The organism is Chryseobacterium taeanense (genome assembly GCF_900099685.1).
Taxonomy (GTDB): domain Bacteria; phylum Bacteroidota; class Bacteroidia; order Flavobacteriales; family Weeksellaceae; genus Chryseobacterium; species Chryseobacterium taeanense.
This window is the reverse complement of the sequence record NZ_FNDW01000001.1, coordinates 523,338-541,778: the sequence shown is the minus strand read 5'-3', so window position 1 is coordinate 541,778 and position 18,441 is coordinate 523,338. Positions and strand designations below refer to the sequence as shown.

At 34.4% G+C, this 18,441-nt stretch carries 14 protein-coding genes; 1 reads left to right on the top strand and 13 read right to left on the bottom strand.

The genetic code is table 11. The features are described 5' to 3' along the window. Window positions 1–132: 132 nt before the first annotated feature. The 13 genes from BLR30_RS02525 to BLR30_RS02465 all read right to left on the bottom strand — a co-directional run bounded on the left by BLR30_RS02525 (window position 133) and on the right by BLR30_RS02465 (window position 17,040). Complete coding sequence (locus BLR30_RS02525; RefSeq protein WP_089854186.1) at window positions 133–1,449, bottom strand: oligosaccharide flippase family protein; 1,317 nt, start codon at window positions 1,447–1,449, stop codon at window positions 133–135. Between the two features lie 89 nt (window positions 1,450–1,538). Continuing rightward, window positions 1,539–3,896: a GumC family protein gene (locus BLR30_RS02520; protein ID WP_089854183.1), complete on the bottom strand. Its 2,358-nt coding sequence runs from the start codon at window positions 3,894–3,896 to the stop codon at window positions 1,539–1,541. A 103-nt stretch (window positions 3,897–3,999) separates the two neighbouring features. Next, window positions 4,000–4,821, bottom strand: a complete 822-nt coding sequence (locus BLR30_RS02515; protein WP_228400684.1) for a polysaccharide biosynthesis/export family protein — start codon at window positions 4,819–4,821, stop codon at window positions 4,000–4,002. Between the two features lie 36 nt (window positions 4,822–4,857). After that, window positions 4,858–6,786: a polysaccharide biosynthesis protein gene (locus BLR30_RS02510; protein WP_089854177.1), complete on the bottom strand. Its 1,929-nt coding sequence runs from the start codon at window positions 6,784–6,786 to the stop codon at window positions 4,858–4,860. Between the two features lie 378 nt (window positions 6,787–7,164). Further along, a complete protein-coding gene (locus tag BLR30_RS02505) occupies window positions 7,165–7,623 on the bottom strand; it encodes a regulatory protein RecX (protein WP_089854174.1) in 459 nt (152 codons plus the stop codon). Window positions 7,624–7,681: 58 nt separating this feature from the next. Then, complete coding sequence (gene glyA / locus BLR30_RS02500) at window positions 7,682–8,947, bottom strand: serine hydroxymethyltransferase (protein ID WP_089854171.1); 1,266 nt, start codon at window positions 8,945–8,947, stop codon at window positions 7,682–7,684. A 203-nt stretch (window positions 8,948–9,150) separates the two neighbouring features. Further along, window positions 9,151–10,050: an NAD(P)/FAD-dependent oxidoreductase gene (locus BLR30_RS02495; RefSeq protein WP_089854169.1), complete on the bottom strand. Its 900-nt coding sequence runs from the start codon at window positions 10,048–10,050 to the stop codon at window positions 9,151–9,153. A gap of 118 nt (window positions 10,051–10,168) precedes the next feature. Beyond that, entirely contained in the window at window positions 10,169–11,689 is a 1,521-nt protein-coding gene (locus tag BLR30_RS02490; RefSeq protein WP_089854165.1) for a glycosyltransferase family 39 protein, read from the bottom strand. 207 nt (window positions 11,690–11,896) lie between these two features. Continuing rightward, the gene (locus BLR30_RS02485) at window positions 11,897–13,093 is read right to left on the bottom strand and encodes an efflux RND transporter periplasmic adaptor subunit (RefSeq protein ID WP_175443582.1); all 1,197 of its coding nucleotides are present in this window, start codon (window positions 13,091–13,093) and stop codon (window positions 11,897–11,899) included. A 57-nt stretch (window positions 13,094–13,150) separates the two neighbouring features. After that, window positions 13,151–14,422, bottom strand: a complete 1,272-nt coding sequence (locus tag BLR30_RS02480; protein WP_089854159.1) for an ABC transporter permease — start codon at window positions 14,420–14,422, stop codon at window positions 13,151–13,153. Window positions 14,423–14,533: 111 nt separating this feature from the next. Beyond that, the gene (locus tag BLR30_RS02475) at window positions 14,534–15,763 is read right to left on the bottom strand and encodes an ABC transporter permease (protein ID WP_089854156.1); all 1,230 of its coding nucleotides are present in this window, start codon (window positions 15,761–15,763) and stop codon (window positions 14,534–14,536) included. 124 nt (window positions 15,764–15,887) lie between these two features. After that, on the bottom strand, window positions 15,888–16,241 hold the full coding sequence (locus tag BLR30_RS02470) for a four helix bundle protein (RefSeq protein WP_089854154.1): 354 nt from the start codon (window positions 16,239–16,241) through the stop codon (window positions 15,888–15,890). A gap of 109 nt (window positions 16,242–16,350) precedes the next feature. Further along, a complete protein-coding gene (locus BLR30_RS02465; RefSeq protein ID WP_089854151.1) occupies window positions 16,351–17,040 on the bottom strand; it encodes an ABC transporter ATP-binding protein in 690 nt (229 codons plus the stop codon). Window positions 17,041–17,465: 425 nt separating this feature from the next. Here BLR30_RS02465 and BLR30_RS02460 point away from each other — a divergent pair, with 425 nt between their 5' ends. After that, window positions 17,466–18,440, top strand: coding sequence for a ribonucleotide-diphosphate reductase subunit beta (locus BLR30_RS02460; protein WP_089854149.1), 975 nt, complete (start codon window positions 17,466–17,468; stop codon window positions 18,438–18,440). The last annotated feature ends 1 nt before the right edge of the window (window position 18,441 follow it).

The window sequence follows — 18,441 nt, the reverse complement described above, 5'->3', positions numbered from 1 at the left end:
TTCATTAATATCATTTATTTTAGTATTTGTTATTTCCGTACTTTGTAATTGCTGTTTCTTTTCATTGTCATAAATATTTAAATATCTAATGTCATTCAGTTATTTAAATAATAACTTTAAAAAATGTAAAAATTAATTAAGTTTTTTTGCTTTAATAATGCTAATTAAATTAGATTTAATTACTATAGGGCTAAAATATTTCCATTTTATAATATTAATTTTCAATATTTTCAGAAAATAAAAACATAAAACTATAGTCAAAACATCAATAAAAATTAAATTCCAAGCAGCTCCATAATAACCAAATTTTTTACTTAGAAAAAAGTTTAAAATTAAGCCAACTATATTACAAAATAAATTTATTCTAAAATACAGTTTGTCAAAATTATAATTTAATAAGACTTGCACACCAAGTAAATTGCATAAGCCCATAGTTAGTGGTACAAATGCTATAGTTTGAAGTATTTTGATAGATTCATCAAATTTGTTTCCAAAAATAAACGTTATAAGGAGAGGAGAAAATATCAGCAAACATAAAGAAGTAAAAAAATAAAAGTAGATTGTGATCGGTACTATTTTTTTTACTACATCATTTCCCACTTCCACAGATTTTGAAAAGGAATTTGAAATAAAAGGATATATAGCTGTTGAAATAGGAATAAAAAAAACATTTACAACTACAAATAAAAAGTTAATACTCGTTGTAAAATATCCAATTTCTTTTGTGGTAATAAAAAATCCTAAAATGATAGTATTGGTAGTTGTACGGAAAGCACCTATTACATTAGATATAAATATAAACCGGTCGTTAAATATCACTCCAAATACATTATTTAATGGTTGTTTGATTAATTTTAGGGAATATTTTCTTTTTGCGTATCCAAACAATCCTATATTAATAAAAATATTAAAAACTGTTGTAAATAAAGGAATGTAAAAATAGTCGTGCTTTGTCTTTACAAACAGGAAAATAAGGATCATATTAATAAAACCTCTAATTAAATTGATTTTAGAAAAAATCTTTAAATCCTGAAAGCTCTGGTAAATGAATTGTGGTGAAAAAACTGATGAAATTAAACCTACAAATAAAATAATACTCACCACATAATCTTTGTGTAGAGCTTTACCGAAGAATAATGATAGCATAAACAATATACTTGAAATAAGATATAAAATACATCTGGAATAAATGACTTCAGAAAATGCCATATTGACAAATTCTTTATCCTTTATATTTCTTGATATTGCTTTAGTACCAGACAGATCAAAACTGTACAAAATGAATAATACAAAATATCCTATGAAGGCAGTACTGTAATTTAAAATACCATACCCTTCAGGTCCAATAATTCTCGATACGTAAGGCATCGTAATAAAGGGAAATGCCATATTTGCGATCTGGCTTACTCCTAAAGAAAAAATATTTTCGAATACTTTGTTTTTAAACATTACATGTTATTAGTACACTTTCATTAATTGCTCTACAGTTATGTATCTCTTAAAACCAGTGATTATTATAATAAAAATTTCTTACTTATTTAGAATCTTTGCCACCATTTTTTTTCTTCTGCATTATATCCGTAGCCGTACTTATTTCCATAGCCCAAATAATTTTTGTTCACATCATTTAATACAAATCCTACGTTTTTAATCTTTTCAGAATCAATATTTTTATTAGCGAAATCGATTAATGCTTTTTCTGTGTAACCTGACCTTGCAACATATAATGTAACATCTGCCATTTCCGCAAAAAGGAAAGTATCGGTCACTAGCATCAATGGAGCTGTATCTAAGATAATATAATCGTATTTTGGCTTCAAAACTTCCATTAATTCTTCATATCTACCGTTGGTAAGCAGTTCTGTAGGATTGGGAGGAATGCTGCCCGAATAGATTACATCTAAGTATGGATTAAAAGTTGACACATGTACAATATCATCAACTCTAGTTTTATCTTCATATAAATATTCAGTAAGGCCCGATAATCCTTTTCTGACCGGATTATACCGTTGAAGTTGTGGGTTTCTGATGTCAGAACCTATAATAATAACTTTTTTATTTGGTGTGGCCAAAGCCAAAGCAAGATTCACAGAAACAAATGTCTTGCCTTCACCTTTTACCGTTGAGGTGACAAATACAACCTTGGCCTCATTTTTCTTGGCCAGCATAAAATTCATATTGGTTATCAATATTCTAAAGGCTTCCGCTAAAGGCGTAAGATCATTAGTTTTAATAAGCTCTTCCTGGCCTCTTTCCAAACTCGGGATTTCTCCGATTACCGATTTACCGTGGGATAAAACTTCAAGATCATTTCTTGATTTAATCTTATTATTTAGTAGTTCTTTAATGTAAATAATAATAAAAGGAATCAACAAGCCAAGTAACAGACCGCCTAAAAGAAAAACCTGCTTTCTCGGTGAAATAGGACTTGGCGACGTGTAAGCATAATCTACAATTCGAGCTTTATTTGCTGTAACGGCTAATGAAATTGCTGTTTCTTCCCTTTTCTGGAGTAGTAAAAGATACAAACTTTCTTTAATCTGCTGCTGTCTTTCAATACTTCTAAACTTTTTTTCCTGTGAAGGAACTTTTGTAATTTTAGAATTTATAGAATTTTGCTCACCTTCATATTGGCTTTTAGCAAGCTGAAGTCCTGTACGGTTTTTAAGTAAACTTTCCATCACAGCACCTTTTAATGAAGAAATCTGCTTACTGAGATCCACAACAAGGGGGTTTTGTATGGTCGCGTTTTCCAGCAATCTGTTCCTCTCTATAACTAACTGATTGTAAGCAGATATATTAGAGATTGCAGTTTCATTATTCAGCCCTATATTGGTTGGTAGAACCTGAGAATTGTTCTGTTTACTTATAAAATTAATTAAGGAATTAGTTAATTCCAGTTGAGATTCCAGCTCTAGTTCTCTGGCTCTTGCGTTCGCGGAAGTTTCAAGATTTAGTTTAGCTTCAGTTTCAATATCTACGATCTTATTAGAAGCTTTAAAATTTTCTTTTTGATTCTCTACCTGCCCCAGTTCATTTGCTATAATATTGATTCGGTCATCAATAAAGTCTTTGGTTTTTTTTGATTCTGAATTTTTATCATTAATAGCCTCATTGTTATAGACCTGTACCAAACTATTAAGTATATCTTTTGCCTTATCTGTATTTGGATAGTTTAACGATAAGCCTATTACGGTAGCATCTTTATTAACCAAATATACGTTTAGTAGATTTTGCCATTTATTAACTGTACTTTCCAGCGTAGAATATTCAAAATAAATTCCCCCTAATTCTCCTGTCTTTAGCTTATTAAACTCACGATTTCGCTCAATTAAAAGATTGGCATATGGAAGACTAATTGTCTTATTAAAAGTGGTTTTAATTTCTTTAGGAAGTTCTTCCGAACTTAAAGTGATATTATCTCCTTCTATTTTTATTGCAATAGGTTCTTCAGGAGTTTTTACAAAAGGTTTTTCATTGATTGTGTGTATAATTATCGGTGAAGTGTCTTTGTAAAGTTCTTTAGTTTTGAAGTCGGATTTCGTATAAATTACATTCTGTAATTCTAGTTTCCTGACAACATCAAACATCATCTTTTTAGACTTGAAAATCTCGATTTCATTATCAATGCTGTTTGTACCCATACCTCCCAATCCGGACAAGTCCTGCAATACCGCAAATTCTCCCGCAGCAGAAGAGGGTGCTTTCTTTGCATCTTTAATCAGCACGGTAGATTGAATCTTGTAGACAGGTGTAGCTTTTTTTATGTATAAGTACACTATAACTAAAGATAAAATAGGAATTATAATGAACCATACCCAGTTTCTTAAGTAAGGTTTAATAGCATCATTAATATTTATTTTTTTACCCTGTTCTTCAATTATAGAGTTATTCATTATTTATTTTTATATTTTAAATCTTCAATTTGTATCATCATAATCCTGGAAATTACTTATAAGAAAGATAGTATTTCCCTATATTCGAAAAGTTGAATTATTCTTACTTTGTGATCAGAGAAACTATCACCGCGGCTGCAGTTATTGCAATAGACGCCGCCGTAAGATATAATCCTGTGTTTGGATTTTGTTTTGATTGTACATCTTTCGTATTGGTAGCCGGTACAATAATCGCATCGCCCTGTTTAAGATGATAATATGGAGAATTAATGAGGTTGGCATCCAGTAGGTTTACTTTTCCGTGAGAAACAACTCCATCTTCTGTCCTGATGACCAATACGTCATCTCTTTTACCATACATCGTAAGGTCTCCTGCCATACCCAATGCATTCAGAATTGTACCCTGCCCGTTTGAAATAATATAATCTCCCTGTCTGTTTACTTCTCCAAGTATGGTAACTTTAAAATTAGCCAATCGAATGTTTATCGCGGGGTTAATGACAAACTGCTGTATTCTTTCCCTTAGATCATCTTTTAACTCTACTAAAGTCTTACCGCCAGCGTTTACAGAACCTAACACAGGAAAATCAATATTACCATCAGAATCTACAATATATGTTGGTCCGGAAATATTTGTAGCACCTTGATTTGGAGTATTTCCTCCCGCTGTAGCATTACTCTGAATTAAATCTGATGATGAATAGTTTTGGTTAAAAGGTTTTACCACAGCCATATCTTTGGCGGTAATAAGAATAACAAGCTGATCTCCTTTTTGTATTGTATTAACAGAGTTTTTAGCAGATGATTCAATTGCTACTTTTTCAATATTTTGCAAATAGTTGAGATCATTTTTAGCATTAGGATTAGTTTTACATGAAACTAGTACTAAGGCTGATATTATAACCAATATTTTACCTTTCATCATATTTTAAAATTCTACAAATATACATTTAATTTTTTTCTATTTATCCAGTGATTCGTAAATAGAATTGTTGCTCTTGAATTCCGGGACGATAATCTTTAACAATCGTACAACTTCCACCTTATCATGTCTCAAAGAAGCTTTTGTAATTGAATTTACGAGTGCCTCTATTTCCTCAAATTGTATAGTGGGATCTTTAGAGATCATGATTTTTTCATTATGGGTAGGTAATGTTTTTGCATCATCACTCAGAAGTTCTTCATATAACTTTTCACCAGGTCTTAAGCCGGTATAAATAATTTTAATATCAAGATTGGGTTCAAAGCCTGATAGTTTAATCATTCTCCTGGCTAAATCCAGAATTTTCACAGGTTCACCCATATCAAATACAAAAATTTCGCCTCCCTGCCCCATCGTTCCGGCTTGTAAAACAAGCTCACAGGCTTCAGGAATTGTCATAAAATACCTTACAATATCCGGATGAGTAATCGTCACCGGACCACCAGCTTCAATCTGTTTCTTAAAATGTGGTATTACGGAACCGTTTGACCCTAAAACATTACCAAATCTTGTTGTAATAAATTTAGTGGTATTACCTTCCATATTCTGTAAAGACTGCACAAATAATTCCGCAGCTCTTTTCGACGCTCCCATTACATTCGTAGGGTTTACAGCTTTATCGGTAGAGATCATCACAAACCTGTTCACATGATATTTGCTTGATAGTGTTGCAATGATTTTTGATCCAAATACATTTACCAGAATTCCCTCATGAGGATTCTCCTCTACCAGTGGCACATGCTTATATGCTGCAGCATGATAAACCATAGAAAAATCATACATCTGGAATAAAGGTTCTACTCGAGGTTTGTTGGAAACATCCGCCAGAACAAATTTAAATCTGATATGCGGAAATTTCTCCTTCATTTCAAGCTCAATATCATAAAGGGGTGTCTCTGCCTGGTCTAATACAACAATCAGGGAAGGATTAAACTGGGCGACCTGGCGTACAATTTCACTTCCGATTGATCCTGCTCCTCCGGTTACCAGTATATTCTTATTGAAATGCCTTCTTTTGATTTCTTCATTTTCAATTTTAATAGGCTTTCTGTTTAGAAGATCCTCAATCTGAAGATTACGGATAGACCCTCCAAAGTCGCTGTCTCTGAGCTTCTGTACCGATGGTGCTTTAAATATATTGAGATCCTTTTCCAGAAACAGATTTACCCAAGAATTCATCTCATCTTTAGACATCATTTCTTTCACAATGATGACCCCATCGATTAGCAATTCTTCCTTTGCATTTTCTTCAATTTTTTCTTTAGCAAAAATGGGCTTTCCGAGCAGATATGCTCTTTTAGAATCTGTACGTTGGGTAAGAAACCCTACTACATGATAGGGAAGGCTGGGATTATCCAGAATAGCTCTTGCTATGGCAATCGACTGCTCATCGATACCCAGAACGAGAATTCTCTTCTTAAGCGTGCTTCTTCTGTATTCTCTTATAATATGAAAAAACTCCTTTACATAAAGCCTGAAAAGAAATAATCCCATAAAGGAAATAATGAAATAAAGGATCAAATATGGATTAAGGATAAATTTTGATCCTGTCGCCCAAAAGTAGATCATATTTACAGTTCCTACCAAAAATAAATTACAGAAACATGACATCAGTAACTTGAACAGATCTATAAAAGTAGAATGTCTGATAATCCCTGCATATGTTTTAAAAATGTACATAAAAATGACATTTGAAAATACAATGCCTGCAAAGACTAGAATCTTTTCCCGATGATATACAAATTCTATTTGGGTGATTCTTTCTATAATATAGGTAGATAAAAACAAGGATATGATCAGAATGATAATATCTATTAACAGGATTATCCACCGAGGCAGATATCTTACATCCGAGAGATTGACAACATTATCTCCTCCGAACATTTTCTTTCTAAAAGAGTTGTACATTGTCTTTGATGGTATTCATAGGTGTGTAAAAGTATAATCTGGCATCCATAATCGAAAGCATTGATGCAAATTTAAAATAAAATTTCATCTATCATTATAATTTAAAAATAAATTTAGTTTTGAAATAAAACAGAGTCTCTGCAATTCTATTAACATTTGATATTCTGATTTCCGTAGAGTGAAAGCAAACGTTGTCAAAAAACATACCATATAACCTCCTAAAAATGCTGCAAAATACCTCCTGAAGAACATATCATCATAATAGATTGACTGTTAAATTAATATTTTATTGAGGTTCCTATAATTAAATATTAATTAATCTTAGAAACTTTATCAGGAATATAATTTTGATATGAATTGTTATTTTCTGTTTTCAAATTATTCTAAAATATCATTTATTCTTTCATATTCAAAACCACGGTTCATCAGGTATTTTATTGTTTTTGATTTCCTTTGATATTCTTTAAGCCCTGTTTGTCGTGAGTAGTAATCGTCAAAGATTTTCCGTATGGTCTGATCATAATCATTTTCATCGATTTCTTCAAAACATTTGTAAATCAATTTTTCCGGAACCTGCTTTTGTTTAAGATTAATTTTAATTTTCGTTTTCCCCCAATGTTTAATATAAAATTTACCTCTGATATAGCTCCTCGTAAACCTTTCTTCATTCAAAAAATTTTCTTTTAAAAGATAAAGCATAATATCTTCCTTTGCTTCATCAATCAGCAGAAATTCCCTCATTTTCTGCTCCACCTCATAATGACAGCGATCCTGGTATACACAATAGTTAACCAGTTTCTGCTTAATCTCATCAAAAGTGAACGACTTTTTCTCCATAGCATATAAAAAAGAATGAGCAGATGCCCATTCTTTATATTGTAATTTAATTCCGAGATTAATAGTTGAATAATGCTCTTCCTTCCATTAATTCATTAACTTTCTTTCTTACAGAAGCAAGTACCTTTTCATTTTTTATATTATCGACTACTTCAGAAATTAATCCGGCAATAGTATCCATATCATTTTCTTTCAATCCTCTTGTGGTGATTGCTGCAGTTCCCAATCTGATTCCTGAAGTTGTAAAAGGTGATTTATCATCAAACGGAACCATATTTTTGTTACACGTAATATCAGCAAGAACCAGTGCTTTTTCAGTTTCTTTACCATTTACGCCTTTATTTCTAAGGTCAACAAGCATCAGGTGATTATCTGTTCCGCCACTTACAATATCAAAACCTCTGTCGATCATTGCTTTAGCGAGTGCCTGAGCATTAGATTTCACCTGTTTTGCATAAACTTCAAACTGAACATCGAGCGCTTCTCCGAAAGCCACCGCCTTTCCGGCAATTACATGTTCCAGCGGACCTCCCTGAATTCCCGGGAAAACAGATCCGTCCAGCACCTGGCTCATCATTTTAACCTCCCCTTTTGGTGTTTTATGACCGTAAGTATTTTCAAAATCTTTGCCCATCATAATCATACCTCCTCTTGGACCTCTTAACGTTTTATGCGTTGTAGTAGTCACCACGTGACAGTGTTCAAATGGAGAGTTCAGTAATCCTTTTGCCACCAAACCTGCCGGATGTGCAATATCAGCCCAAAGTGTTGCCCCGATTTCATCTGCGACCTCTCTGAATTTAGCATAATCAAGATCTCTCGAATACGCTGAAAAACCAGCAATCATCATTTTTGGCTTTTCTCTCAAAGCAACCTCTCTCATCTGGTCATAATCAATAAGACCTGTCTCCTGCTGTACTCCGTAAGAAACGACATCATACTGAATTCCTGAAAAATTAACCGAAGAACCATGTGTAAGGTGACCTCCCATTGAAAGATCCATTCCCATGATTTTATCACCAGGTTTCAAAACTGCAAGATAAATCGCCGCATTCGCCTGAGAGCCAGAATGTGGCTGAACATTTACATAATCTACACCGAAAAGCTGTTTTGCCCTTTCGATCGCCAATGTTTCAACCTCATCTACTACTTCACATCCTCCGTAATATCTTTTTCCGGGATATCCCTCAGCATATTTGTTGGTAAGAACGCTCCCCACGGCTTTCATCACATTGTCAGAAACAAAATTTTCTGATGCAATCATTTCAATCCCATGGGTTTGTCTTTGTCTTTCTTTTTCAATCAGGTCGAAAATAATATCCATTTTACTTTTAGTTTTTGAAATTTTCCACCCCAAAAGTACGAAATTTCCGCTGAGATTTCAGCATCATTACATATGATTTTTAATCTTAAAACTTATCAAAATACTTTATAATATTCGTTATTTGCTAAAATTCTGACAATATTTTGAAAAAAATTCCTCACAAAACAAATCGAGAGGAATAAAAAAATATTGATGAAAAAAACTTAAAATTCTTCTTGAGACAATTCTTTATTAACCATAGCACCCGTGAAGTTCCCTTGAGCAACAGCATTAGCTACAGATCTCATCATCGTTGTATTGTCTCCACATGCAAAAACACCTTCTGTACTTGTTTTATGAAACTGGTCAATTTTGATAAAACCATGTTCAGTTAGCTCGAGATTCAGGTCTTCTGTATTCATATTTTGTTCAAAAGGGATTTTAGCGTACAAAGCTTCCATTTCGCTTTCGCTTCCGTCTTTAAATATTATCTTTTCAATCTGCCCGTTGTAGTGAATAATTTTTTGTATTTCCTTTTCAGTAATGACAATCTTATTTTGACTGAATTTCTCTGTTTGCTCTCTATTAAGCGTAGATTCTCCGTTGGTAAATAAAGTAAGATCCTTAGATAAATTAAATACTATTTTTGAAAATTCAAAAGCAAGATCTCCGTTGGAAAGTATCCCTGTCTTTTTTCCTTTCACTTCATAGCCATGGCAGTACGGGCAATGAATTACAGAGATTCCCCAACATTCCGAAAACCCTTCAATGTCAGGCATTATATCCTTCACTCCGGTTGCCAGAATTATTTTTTTAGCCATAAATTTTTCACCGCATCCAGTTTCAACTTCAAAACCATTATCGCTTTTTGAAGTTTTAATGGCAGTTCCGTTAAAAAAGCTGACCGTTTCATATTTCGCGACCTGCTCTTTTGCCAGATCGGAGATTTCTTTCGGCCTTTTACCGTCTTGTGTTATAAAATTATGCGAATGCGGAGTCTGCTTATTGCAAGGCTTTCCGCTGTCAATGATAAGAACATTTCTAAGTGATCTTCCTAAAGCCATTCCTGCTGATAAGCCGGCATAGCTTCCTCCTATTATGATGACATCAAAGTTATTTTCCATAAATCGTTGTTTTCCGGCAATGGATGTGATTAATAATCATTTGCCTGAACAAAGATAGAAAAAGATTTATTTTAATGCAATAAAGTTGCGTTAATGTTTCTTTTTCAGTAGTTAATATTTAATATTGGGATTTAACCTCGTCAATTTCTTCCTGTATTTTCTCATTAATATTAACTTTAGCTCCCTCAAAATTGAAGATAACAGTCCCTCTTTCTCTTGCAAAAGGATTGGTAATAGAATCTGCAATTCTTGAATTCTCAAAGATGGGAGCAGTTTCTTCAAGTTCATTTTCCGGTGAATCTTTTATCCTGACAAGATTGGTATATTTTTCATTCAAATCAAACCAATTGATATAATCAGCATTAAAGGAAACCGCCTTTATACCTTTAGTCGAATAATAATTAATTGCACCTGCCTGACCATAATTATCGCAAAGCACGAGTGTTTTTCCTGATCTCGAAAGTTTATCATATTCGCGATCTGTTTTTTTTGCAAGTTCTTTCCAGCCCAGCATATCTGCAAAATCCTGAGGAATCGGATGATCTTTACCATCTTCCCAACGCAGCATTCCAAATTTCCGGTACCGTTCCTGATGAGATAAAATATAATCGGGGCTTTTATTGGGAAAAGCAACATTGTAAATCGGAATAAAAAATAACAAAACGACAGCTATAGAAACAACTTTCAGTATATTTCCAAACTTTATTTTTTCAAACCAGACCGAAAGAAAGACCGATCCGAAAGCTAAGTAGACAGGATAAAGACCAATAGCATAGTAATCTTTAGCTTTAAAAAATAAAAATAAAGCAATCGTAAAAAAGTACATCCACAGAAAAAACCTTAATTTTTTAAATGGCTGGTACATAAGTAACGCGTAAAAACCTGCAAGAATCACAAAAACCGAACCCAGGAAAAACAAAAGCTGAGATTTTAAGAAATCAAATCTATCAACATTTACGAGCTGACTTTCAGAAAGTTCTTTCATGTGATGAATAACTGGAAAGTCATTATGATACTGCCACAAAATATTGGGTAAAACAATAATTAAAGCCAATAATGCAGCAAAATAAAGATGCTTTTGAAGGAAAATTTTCCTTTGATTGGTTAACAGTAAGGCCGGAATAGCTCCAAGTAGTAAAAATGCAATATTATATTTATTTAAAAAACCGATTCCGAAAAATACCGCTCCGATATAGAGCCATTTTACTTTTTCAGAATTGATATATTTAATTAAGGAAAAATAAACTAATGTCCATAGCAAAATCTCAAGTGAATTAGGCTGAAAAAGTGTATTGAGCCGCAATAAAACGGAAAGCAAAACTCCCGTAGCCGCCAAAACCTGAGCGTATAAATTTCCCTTCAGCTCTTCCACGATTTTCCATACGGTAAAAATCGTCAATGCTCCGAATAAAGCGGGAAAAAATTTAACCCAAAATACAGAATTGCCTAAAATTTTAATTATAAGCGCTATCCAGGAAGTCACAGGAGGAACAGACAAATATCCCCAGGCGAGATGATTTGCCAGATCCAAGTGAAGATATTCGTCACGCTGGAGCTCATATTCAGAATCGATTAATGAGTATTGGAGAATAAATTTCACCAAAATAAATAAGGTAAGAATGATCCCGCTTTTTTTCATGGATGCTTTATTGTTTATAATAGAACACTTCAGTGCCCGATTTCATTACATTTATTTTAATGTCAGTTTGATATCTATAAGATTTTTATTAATTCATTTACTTAAAACAAACCATAAATCAGCCAAGTGTGGTATGAGAAATTTACAAAAAAATCCCGGAAAATATCCCGGGATTATTACATCTAAAAAATTTATAGTGTTAGTTTACTATTTTTTTGACTTTTCTTTTAGTTCTTCTTTATCTTTATCAGAAGGGTTCCATACTTTTACCTCTGCATTTTTATCAATTCCGGAAAGAATCTCAACATTGATTCCATCGCTTGCTCCAAGTTTTACATAGGTTTTCTTAAACTTACCATCTTTTTGTTTTACTTCAACAAAAGGAACATCTTTACCATTTTTCTTTTCATACTGAATCAAAGATTCATCAAGCAGCAATGCATTTTTCTTTGAACTCAGCACAATCTCGCCATTAGCAGAAAATCCTGCTCTGATATATTCATTATTCGGGTTGAAAACATCTCCTTCCACCGGGAATTTGATAGTTCCGTTGTTGTCTTTACCTTTCGGAGCGATCATCGTCAGTCTTCCCGGGAAAGTTTTGTTCTGAAGAGCCCCGATTACAATATTCATATCCATTCCCTGTTTCAGTTTACCGGCCTGAGCTTCATCAATTTCTCCCTGAAAAATTAATGAATTAAGGTCTGCAATAGAACAGATAGTTGTTCCGGCATTAAAAGAGTTGGCTTCAATTACCTGGCTTCCTACTTTTACAGGAACTTCAAGAACAGTCCCGGAAGCTTTGGAACGGATCTGAGTGGTCGCCAATCCTTTCAGTTCAGGAGTTGCCCCTGTTTTGGCGATCAACAATGATTTCTGAGCGGTTACAAGCTGCTGTTGTGCATTTCTCAGCGCCTGCTGCGTGGTGTATAGCTGTTGCTGAGCGTTTAAAAATTCCTGTTTTGAAGCAACTCCTTGCTTATAAAGTCTTTCCTGCATCTCGAATTGTTTACGCATATTTTCAACGTTCAGTTTGGCATTGCTGATCTGAAGCTGCTGATTACTCACATTCTGTTGTGCATTGTTTACTTCTGCAATATTAGGAACAATTCTTACTGTTGCGATGAGTTGTCCTGCCTGCACTTTATCGCCTTCATCCACTAAAATTTTATCGATAATCCCTGCTATGTTGGGCTTGATTTCAATTTCTTCTTTCGGAATAATTTTTCCTGTAGCCATCACCTTATCATCCATATTCTGAACGACAGGCTTACGGGTAAGGAAAGCTTCGCTCTCTTTAGAATTGGATTTTACAAGATATCCGATCCCCGAGAACAATGCCACTGCAAATAAAAGCCCCAAGACGATATATATGGCTTTTTTCCAAGTGAATTTCTTTTTCATATGTATAGTTTATTTATTATTTAAATTAAAAAGTTTCCAAAATGCTCTGTTGTAAGCTTATTCGGTTCTTAAGGCTTCGATAGGTCTTATTTTAACGGCTCTCTGCGCGGGAATCATTCCGATAATCAATCCTAAAAATACCATTACTGCCATCGCTGCAAAGACATTTCCGTAATTAACCGTCGGATTGTAGAATGGGAATGAATCCTGTCCCTGTGTTGCTATATTCAGAATCATCAGCACAAAAATCCCGAACATAAAACCGAGAAGCCCCGAAGATAATGTAATGACAACACTTTCAAGCAAAATCTGATTTCTTACTTCCGAAGGTTTTGCTCCCAGCGCTCTTCTGATCCCTATTTCTTTTGTTCTTTCCTTTACAGTAATTAAAAGAATATTTGAAATAGCGATAACTCCTGCGAGGATAGTCAGCGTTCCAACAATGATCGTTAGCAGCTGCATCCCGGTTAAAAAGCCCGTCAGTTTCTTAAATTCTTTTCCAAGGTTAAAACTTCCAAAAGCATTGGTATCCTCAGGAGAAACTTTATTTTTAGCCTTTAATTCAAGCTTTACCCGCTCCTCAACGGAATTCACGTCGACATTAGGTTTGCTTACAATCGCAAACATATCAATCTGATCTCCTGCATTATACATTTTAGTATAAGTGGAAAGCGGTATAAAAACAGTCTGATCATTCTCAAAACCGCCACCTTTTTTCACCCTGAAAACTCCAATGACATTAAAGAAAATCCCTTTAATATTAATAGATTTCCCGAGCGGATTTTCATTCTTTTTAGCATCGAAAAAGTTTTTATAAATCTCTTCCCCGATAACTGCTACATTTTTATTTCCTGATACATCGGCATCATTTATATACCGACCGAAAATCAGTTTTTTTTCTGATATTTTGTTTCCTACAGGATAATCTCCTGTCAATGAATACGTGCCACTTTTACCATTTTTTGACATCGACTCTCCGGGTGTTCCTGTAAAACTTCCTCTCGAATTCTGCGGCGAGATATAATCGATATCGGAAATTTTCCTTTTCAGCATATCAATATCGGAAAGACGCAGGTGCATCTGTCGCCCTTTAGGAAAACCTTCGTAAGGAATCGATGTGTTTTGCGCCCAAAGAAAGATAGAATTGGTAGCAAACCCGGAAAACAATTTATCAAAACCGTTTTCCATTCCTTTGGCAGCTCCAAGCAGACTTACATACAAAAACATACCCCAACCTACCCCAATCATGGTAAGGAATGTCCGAAGCTTATTATTCCTGAGCGAATAATAAATTTCCTGCCAAGTATCTTTTTTAAATATTATATTCATTTTTAACTGTCGATCTTTTTAATAATGTCAATTGTCAATCTCTGCGAGACAATAATCAATCTTTGTGAGACTACATTCGCTTGCAAAGCAAAATTCACCATTCACAATTCGTTATTCCGTTCTCAATGCTTCAATAGGTTTAATTTTTGATGCTCTGTATGCCGGAACAAAACCTGCAATCAACCCGGAAAATATAAGAGCTACAAATGCCATAAAGATAGAACCCCAGCCTACACTCGGATCTTTTATGAAATATTCTTCCAAGCTGTCACCAATCAGATGCAAAGCCAAAACTCCAAGCCCCACTCCAACAAAACCTGATATCACCGTAATAACCACACTTTCCTGAACAATCAGGGCAACAATACTTCTCGGTTTTGCTCCGATTGCTTTTCTTACTCCGATCTCTTTCGTTCTTTCTTTCACGATATACACCATGATATTGCTGATTCCGATAATACCGGCTGCCAGCGTTCCCAAGCCTATAAACCCTACAATTCCGGTAAGAACCGCCATAAAGGCAAAAGTATCTTCCATGTTTTTGGCATTATTCCAGACTCTTACGCCATTTTCATCACTTGGGGCTACATTTTTTCTGGCTTTTAATTTTTCTTTAATTTCATCACCATATTTTATAGCCTGATCCGGAGTAAGCTTATCGTTATAAGCGATATAATTAATGCTTACCGTATCCGAGCCTTTTTTCATCTGCTGCAAAGTCGTGATCGGTACAGTAATATGTCTTTCGTCCCAGTCGCCGCCATCATCAGAGAAAACGCCTACGACTTTAAAAATAGTTCCGTTGATATTTAATTCTTTACCTACAGGACTTCCGTTTTTAATCAAATCGCGCTGCACCATTCTTCCGATCACCGCTACATTCTGTTTTCTTTCCAGATCGGTGGGTGTCAGGTATCTGCCATCCAACATTTTTCGGTTTTCGATAATTTGCTCCTCCGGTTGTGCACCATTAATCTGATAATTACCACTTTCCTTACCGTATTTGACTAATAAGTTCGCAGTATAGCGAGGCGTTGAACTTCCTACTTTATCTTTATCGATGTTTACCAGAAAATCATAATCGTCATTATTCATCGTCACGACCCTGTCAGATTGAAGTCCTTTATAAGCTACGGTTGTTTTCCCCGTTACAATTGAAATCAGGTTTTGTGCATCTCTTGCAAAGCCTTGTGTAAAGGCATTCTGAAGCCCCGTTCCTATTCCGAAAAGGACAATGAAAATAAATAATCCCAAAGCCACAGTGAAGCCGGAGAGTACCGTCCGCAATACATTACTGCGAATAGAACTGAATATTTCCTGCCAGCGATCTAGGTCGAACATAGTTTTTATTTTTACGTTGTAAAAAGTGAATTAGCTAAGCTGTGAATTTCTTCAAGTCAATTAACTTCGTTGCCAATTTTACCATCCAAAATTAAATTGCAAAACAAGCTTGAATATTCACTATTTACTTTTTTAATATTCCACTTAATAATATAAATGTTGTCTTTATCAACTTTCCAATTTGATCTAAATCCTCCATTTTGATATAATTACATTCAATAATAATATCAAAGCATGAATCTAGTTCAATTACAGAGCCTCTTGCTATTTCAAAATATCTTTTTCTTTCCAGTTCAGATTTTCTTGAGCAACCTTCCGTTATATTTAAAACTACAGAAGTTGAAGCCCTTCTTATTTGATCTGTTAAATTAAATCTTTCGCATTCCGGAAGTTGCATTAAAACTTTATAACATTCAGATCTTAATTCCCTTGCAGATTTATAAACATCAAGTTTATAATGATTTAGATTTAAAAACATTTTTCTTTTTTTTCGTGTTCATTTGTGTATTTTTATTTTTGTCAATTGTGAAATCTCATCCGGCAAAAAATTAACTTGCGAAGCAAAAATTGACCATTCACTATTCACCTTAAAGCACAAGCTGCTTAATAAACTCATCACTTTCAATGATTCCATCTTTCAGAATAACATTTCGTTTAGTTTGTGCAGCCACATCCGGCTCGTGAGTTACGACAATAATAGTTTTTCCTTCATTGTTGATTTCCTGAAGCAGTTTCATAATATCGTGAGTTGTTTTAGAATCTAAAGCTCCGGTAGGCTCATCGGCCAGAACAACTTTAGGATCTGTAATCAAAGCTCTTGCAATGGCAACTCTTTGTTTTTGCCCCCCGGAAAGCTCGTTGGGTAAATGATTAGCCCATTGTGCAAGTCCCACTTTTTCCAGATATTCCATTGCTTTTCGATCCCGCTCTTTTCTTGGGACATTCTGATAATATAGAGGAAGGGCAACATTATCCAAAGCAGTTTTATATCCGATAAGGTTAAAAGACTGAAAGATAAATCCTAAAAACTTGCTTCTGTATTCTGCAGCTTTCACTTCCGACAGATGCTCAATCGGAACACCGTCCAGCTCATAAATACCGGAATCTTTCTCATCAAGAATCCCTATAATATTAAGGAGCGTAGATTTCCCGGATCCTGAGCTTCCCATGATCGAGACAAATTCACCCTCGGCAATAGTAAGATTTATTCCCTTGAGAACGTGCAGCTTGCTTTTCCCTGTATCGTATGACTTATGTAAATCCTGAATTACTAACATTAAGCGAGATATGTTTTTATCCAATAAGTAGTTATAAATTTTAATTTGTTACGAAGAATGAAAAATTCTTTAATTAAATTATTGTTTAATTAATTTTCCCTTTATTTACAACAACTTACAAAAAAGTGTTTAATATCAATCTGCTTATAACAGACATTTTTAAATGATATTCGTGTATAAGTCAATGGCTAAGCGGTTTTCATGTAAATGTGGAAAACTTTTAAGGTTAAAACTCAATCATTTAGTCTTTCACCCTTTTAAATACAGTTCTTGTTTTCTAACTTTGTACTTGTACATCACGAAAAATAAGGCGCTTTTCAGGTTGATAATTTTCAACTGTAAGCCACAACAAATCAACCTGTTGATTATTTTTTGAACTTTATCCACATTGATCTATTATTTAATTTTTTAAGACATTCTAAAATATGGGAATTTTTGACAAGAGAGTAAGCTATAAGCCATTTGAATACCCTGAGGTTCTTCAATTCGTGGAAGCGATTAACAAATCGTTTTGGGTACACTCGGAAGTGGATTTCACCGCAGATGTTCAGGATTTTCATTCACAGCTGGAACCGAATGAAAAACACGCTGTAAAAAATGCGCTTCTGGCCATCGCACAGATTGAGGTATCTGTGAAAACCTTCTGGGGAAATCTTTATAATCATCTCCCAAAGCCTGAATTTAATGGTTTGGGTTCTACTTTTGCAGAATGCGAATTCCGTCATTCCGAAGCCTATTCACGTCTGTTGGAGGTATTGGGCTACAATGACGAATTTTTGAATGTTGTTGAAATTCCCGCTGTAAAAAAGAGAATCGACTTTTTATCAAATGTCCTGAAGCACGCTAATTCTGCAACGCCGAAAGAATATGTTTCTTCTCTTTTATTGTTCAGTATCCTGATCGAAAATGTTTCGCTTTTCTCACAATTTGCCATCATTCTTTCTTTCACAAGATTTAAAGGATACATGAAAAATGTTTCCAACATCATCGCGTGGACTTCCGTTGACGAGCAGATTCACGCCAACGCTGGAATCTATCTGATTAATAAAATCCGTGAAGAACAGCCTGATCTGTTGACCGATTCTGATATTGAAGATATTTACACCCTTGTTGACCAATCTGTAGAACTTGAAGGTGAAATCCTTGACTGGATCTTCGAATTGGGAGAATTAAACGTATTCTCAAAAGAGGATTTATTAAACTTCATGAAATACCGTGTAGACGACAGTTTAAAGAAAATCGGCATGAATACAAGATATAATGTTTCTCCTGAACAATACCGACCAATGGTATGGTTTGAAGAGGAAGTTTTTGCCAATTCTATGGATGATTTCTTCGCTAAAAGACCGGTAGATTATACAAAACACGATAAGAGTATTACGGCGAACGATTTGTTTTAAG

What these genes read in the sequence shown, in the direction of transcription:
- BLR30_RS02485 (WP_175443582.1), bottom strand. Translation starts at nt 13,093, where the DNA reads ATGAAAAAGAAATTCACTTGGAAAAAAGCCATATATATCGTCTTGGGG.
- BLR30_RS02465 (WP_089854151.1), bottom strand. Translation starts at nt 17,040, where the DNA reads ATGTTAGTAATTCAGGATTTACATAAGTCATACGATACAGGGAAAAGC.
- BLR30_RS02475 (WP_089854156.1), bottom strand. Translation starts at nt 15,763, where the DNA reads ATGTTCGACCTAGATCGCTGGCAGGAAATATTCAGTTCTATTCGCAGT.
- BLR30_RS02460 (WP_089854149.1), top strand. Translation starts at nt 17,466, where the DNA reads ATGGGAATTTTTGACAAGAGAGTAAGCTATAAGCCATTTGAATACCCT.
- glyA (WP_089854171.1), bottom strand. Translation starts at nt 8,947, where the DNA reads ATGGATATTATTTTCGACCTGATTGAAAAAGAAAGACAAAGACAAACC.
- BLR30_RS02515 (WP_228400684.1), bottom strand. Translation starts at nt 4,821, where the DNA reads ATGATGAAAGGTAAAATATTGGTTATAATATCAGCCTTAGTACTAGTT.
- BLR30_RS02495 (WP_089854169.1), bottom strand. Translation starts at nt 10,050, where the DNA reads ATGGAAAATAACTTTGATGTCATCATAATAGGAGGAAGCTATGCCGGC.
- BLR30_RS02510 (WP_089854177.1), bottom strand. Translation starts at nt 6,786, where the DNA reads ATGTACAACTCTTTTAGAAAGAAAATGTTCGGAGGAGATAATGTTGTC.
- BLR30_RS02490 (WP_089854165.1), bottom strand. Translation starts at nt 11,689, where the DNA reads ATGAAAAAAAGCGGGATCATTCTTACCTTATTTATTTTGGTGAAATTT.
- BLR30_RS02525 (WP_089854186.1), bottom strand. Translation starts at nt 1,449, where the DNA reads ATGTTTAAAAACAAAGTATTCGAAAATATTTTTTCTTTAGGAGTAAGC.
- BLR30_RS02505 (WP_089854174.1), bottom strand. Translation starts at nt 7,623, where the DNA reads ATGGAGAAAAAGTCGTTCACTTTTGATGAGATTAAGCAGAAACTGGTT.
- BLR30_RS02480 (WP_089854159.1), bottom strand. Translation starts at nt 14,422, where the DNA reads ATGAATATAATATTTAAAAAAGATACTTGGCAGGAAATTTATTATTCG.
- BLR30_RS02520 (WP_089854183.1), bottom strand. Translation starts at nt 3,896, where the DNA reads ATGAATAACTCTATAATTGAAGAACAGGGTAAAAAAATAAATATTAAT.
- BLR30_RS02470 (WP_089854154.1), bottom strand. Translation starts at nt 16,241, where the DNA reads ATGTTTTTAAATCTAAATCATTATAAACTTGATGTTTATAAATCTGCA.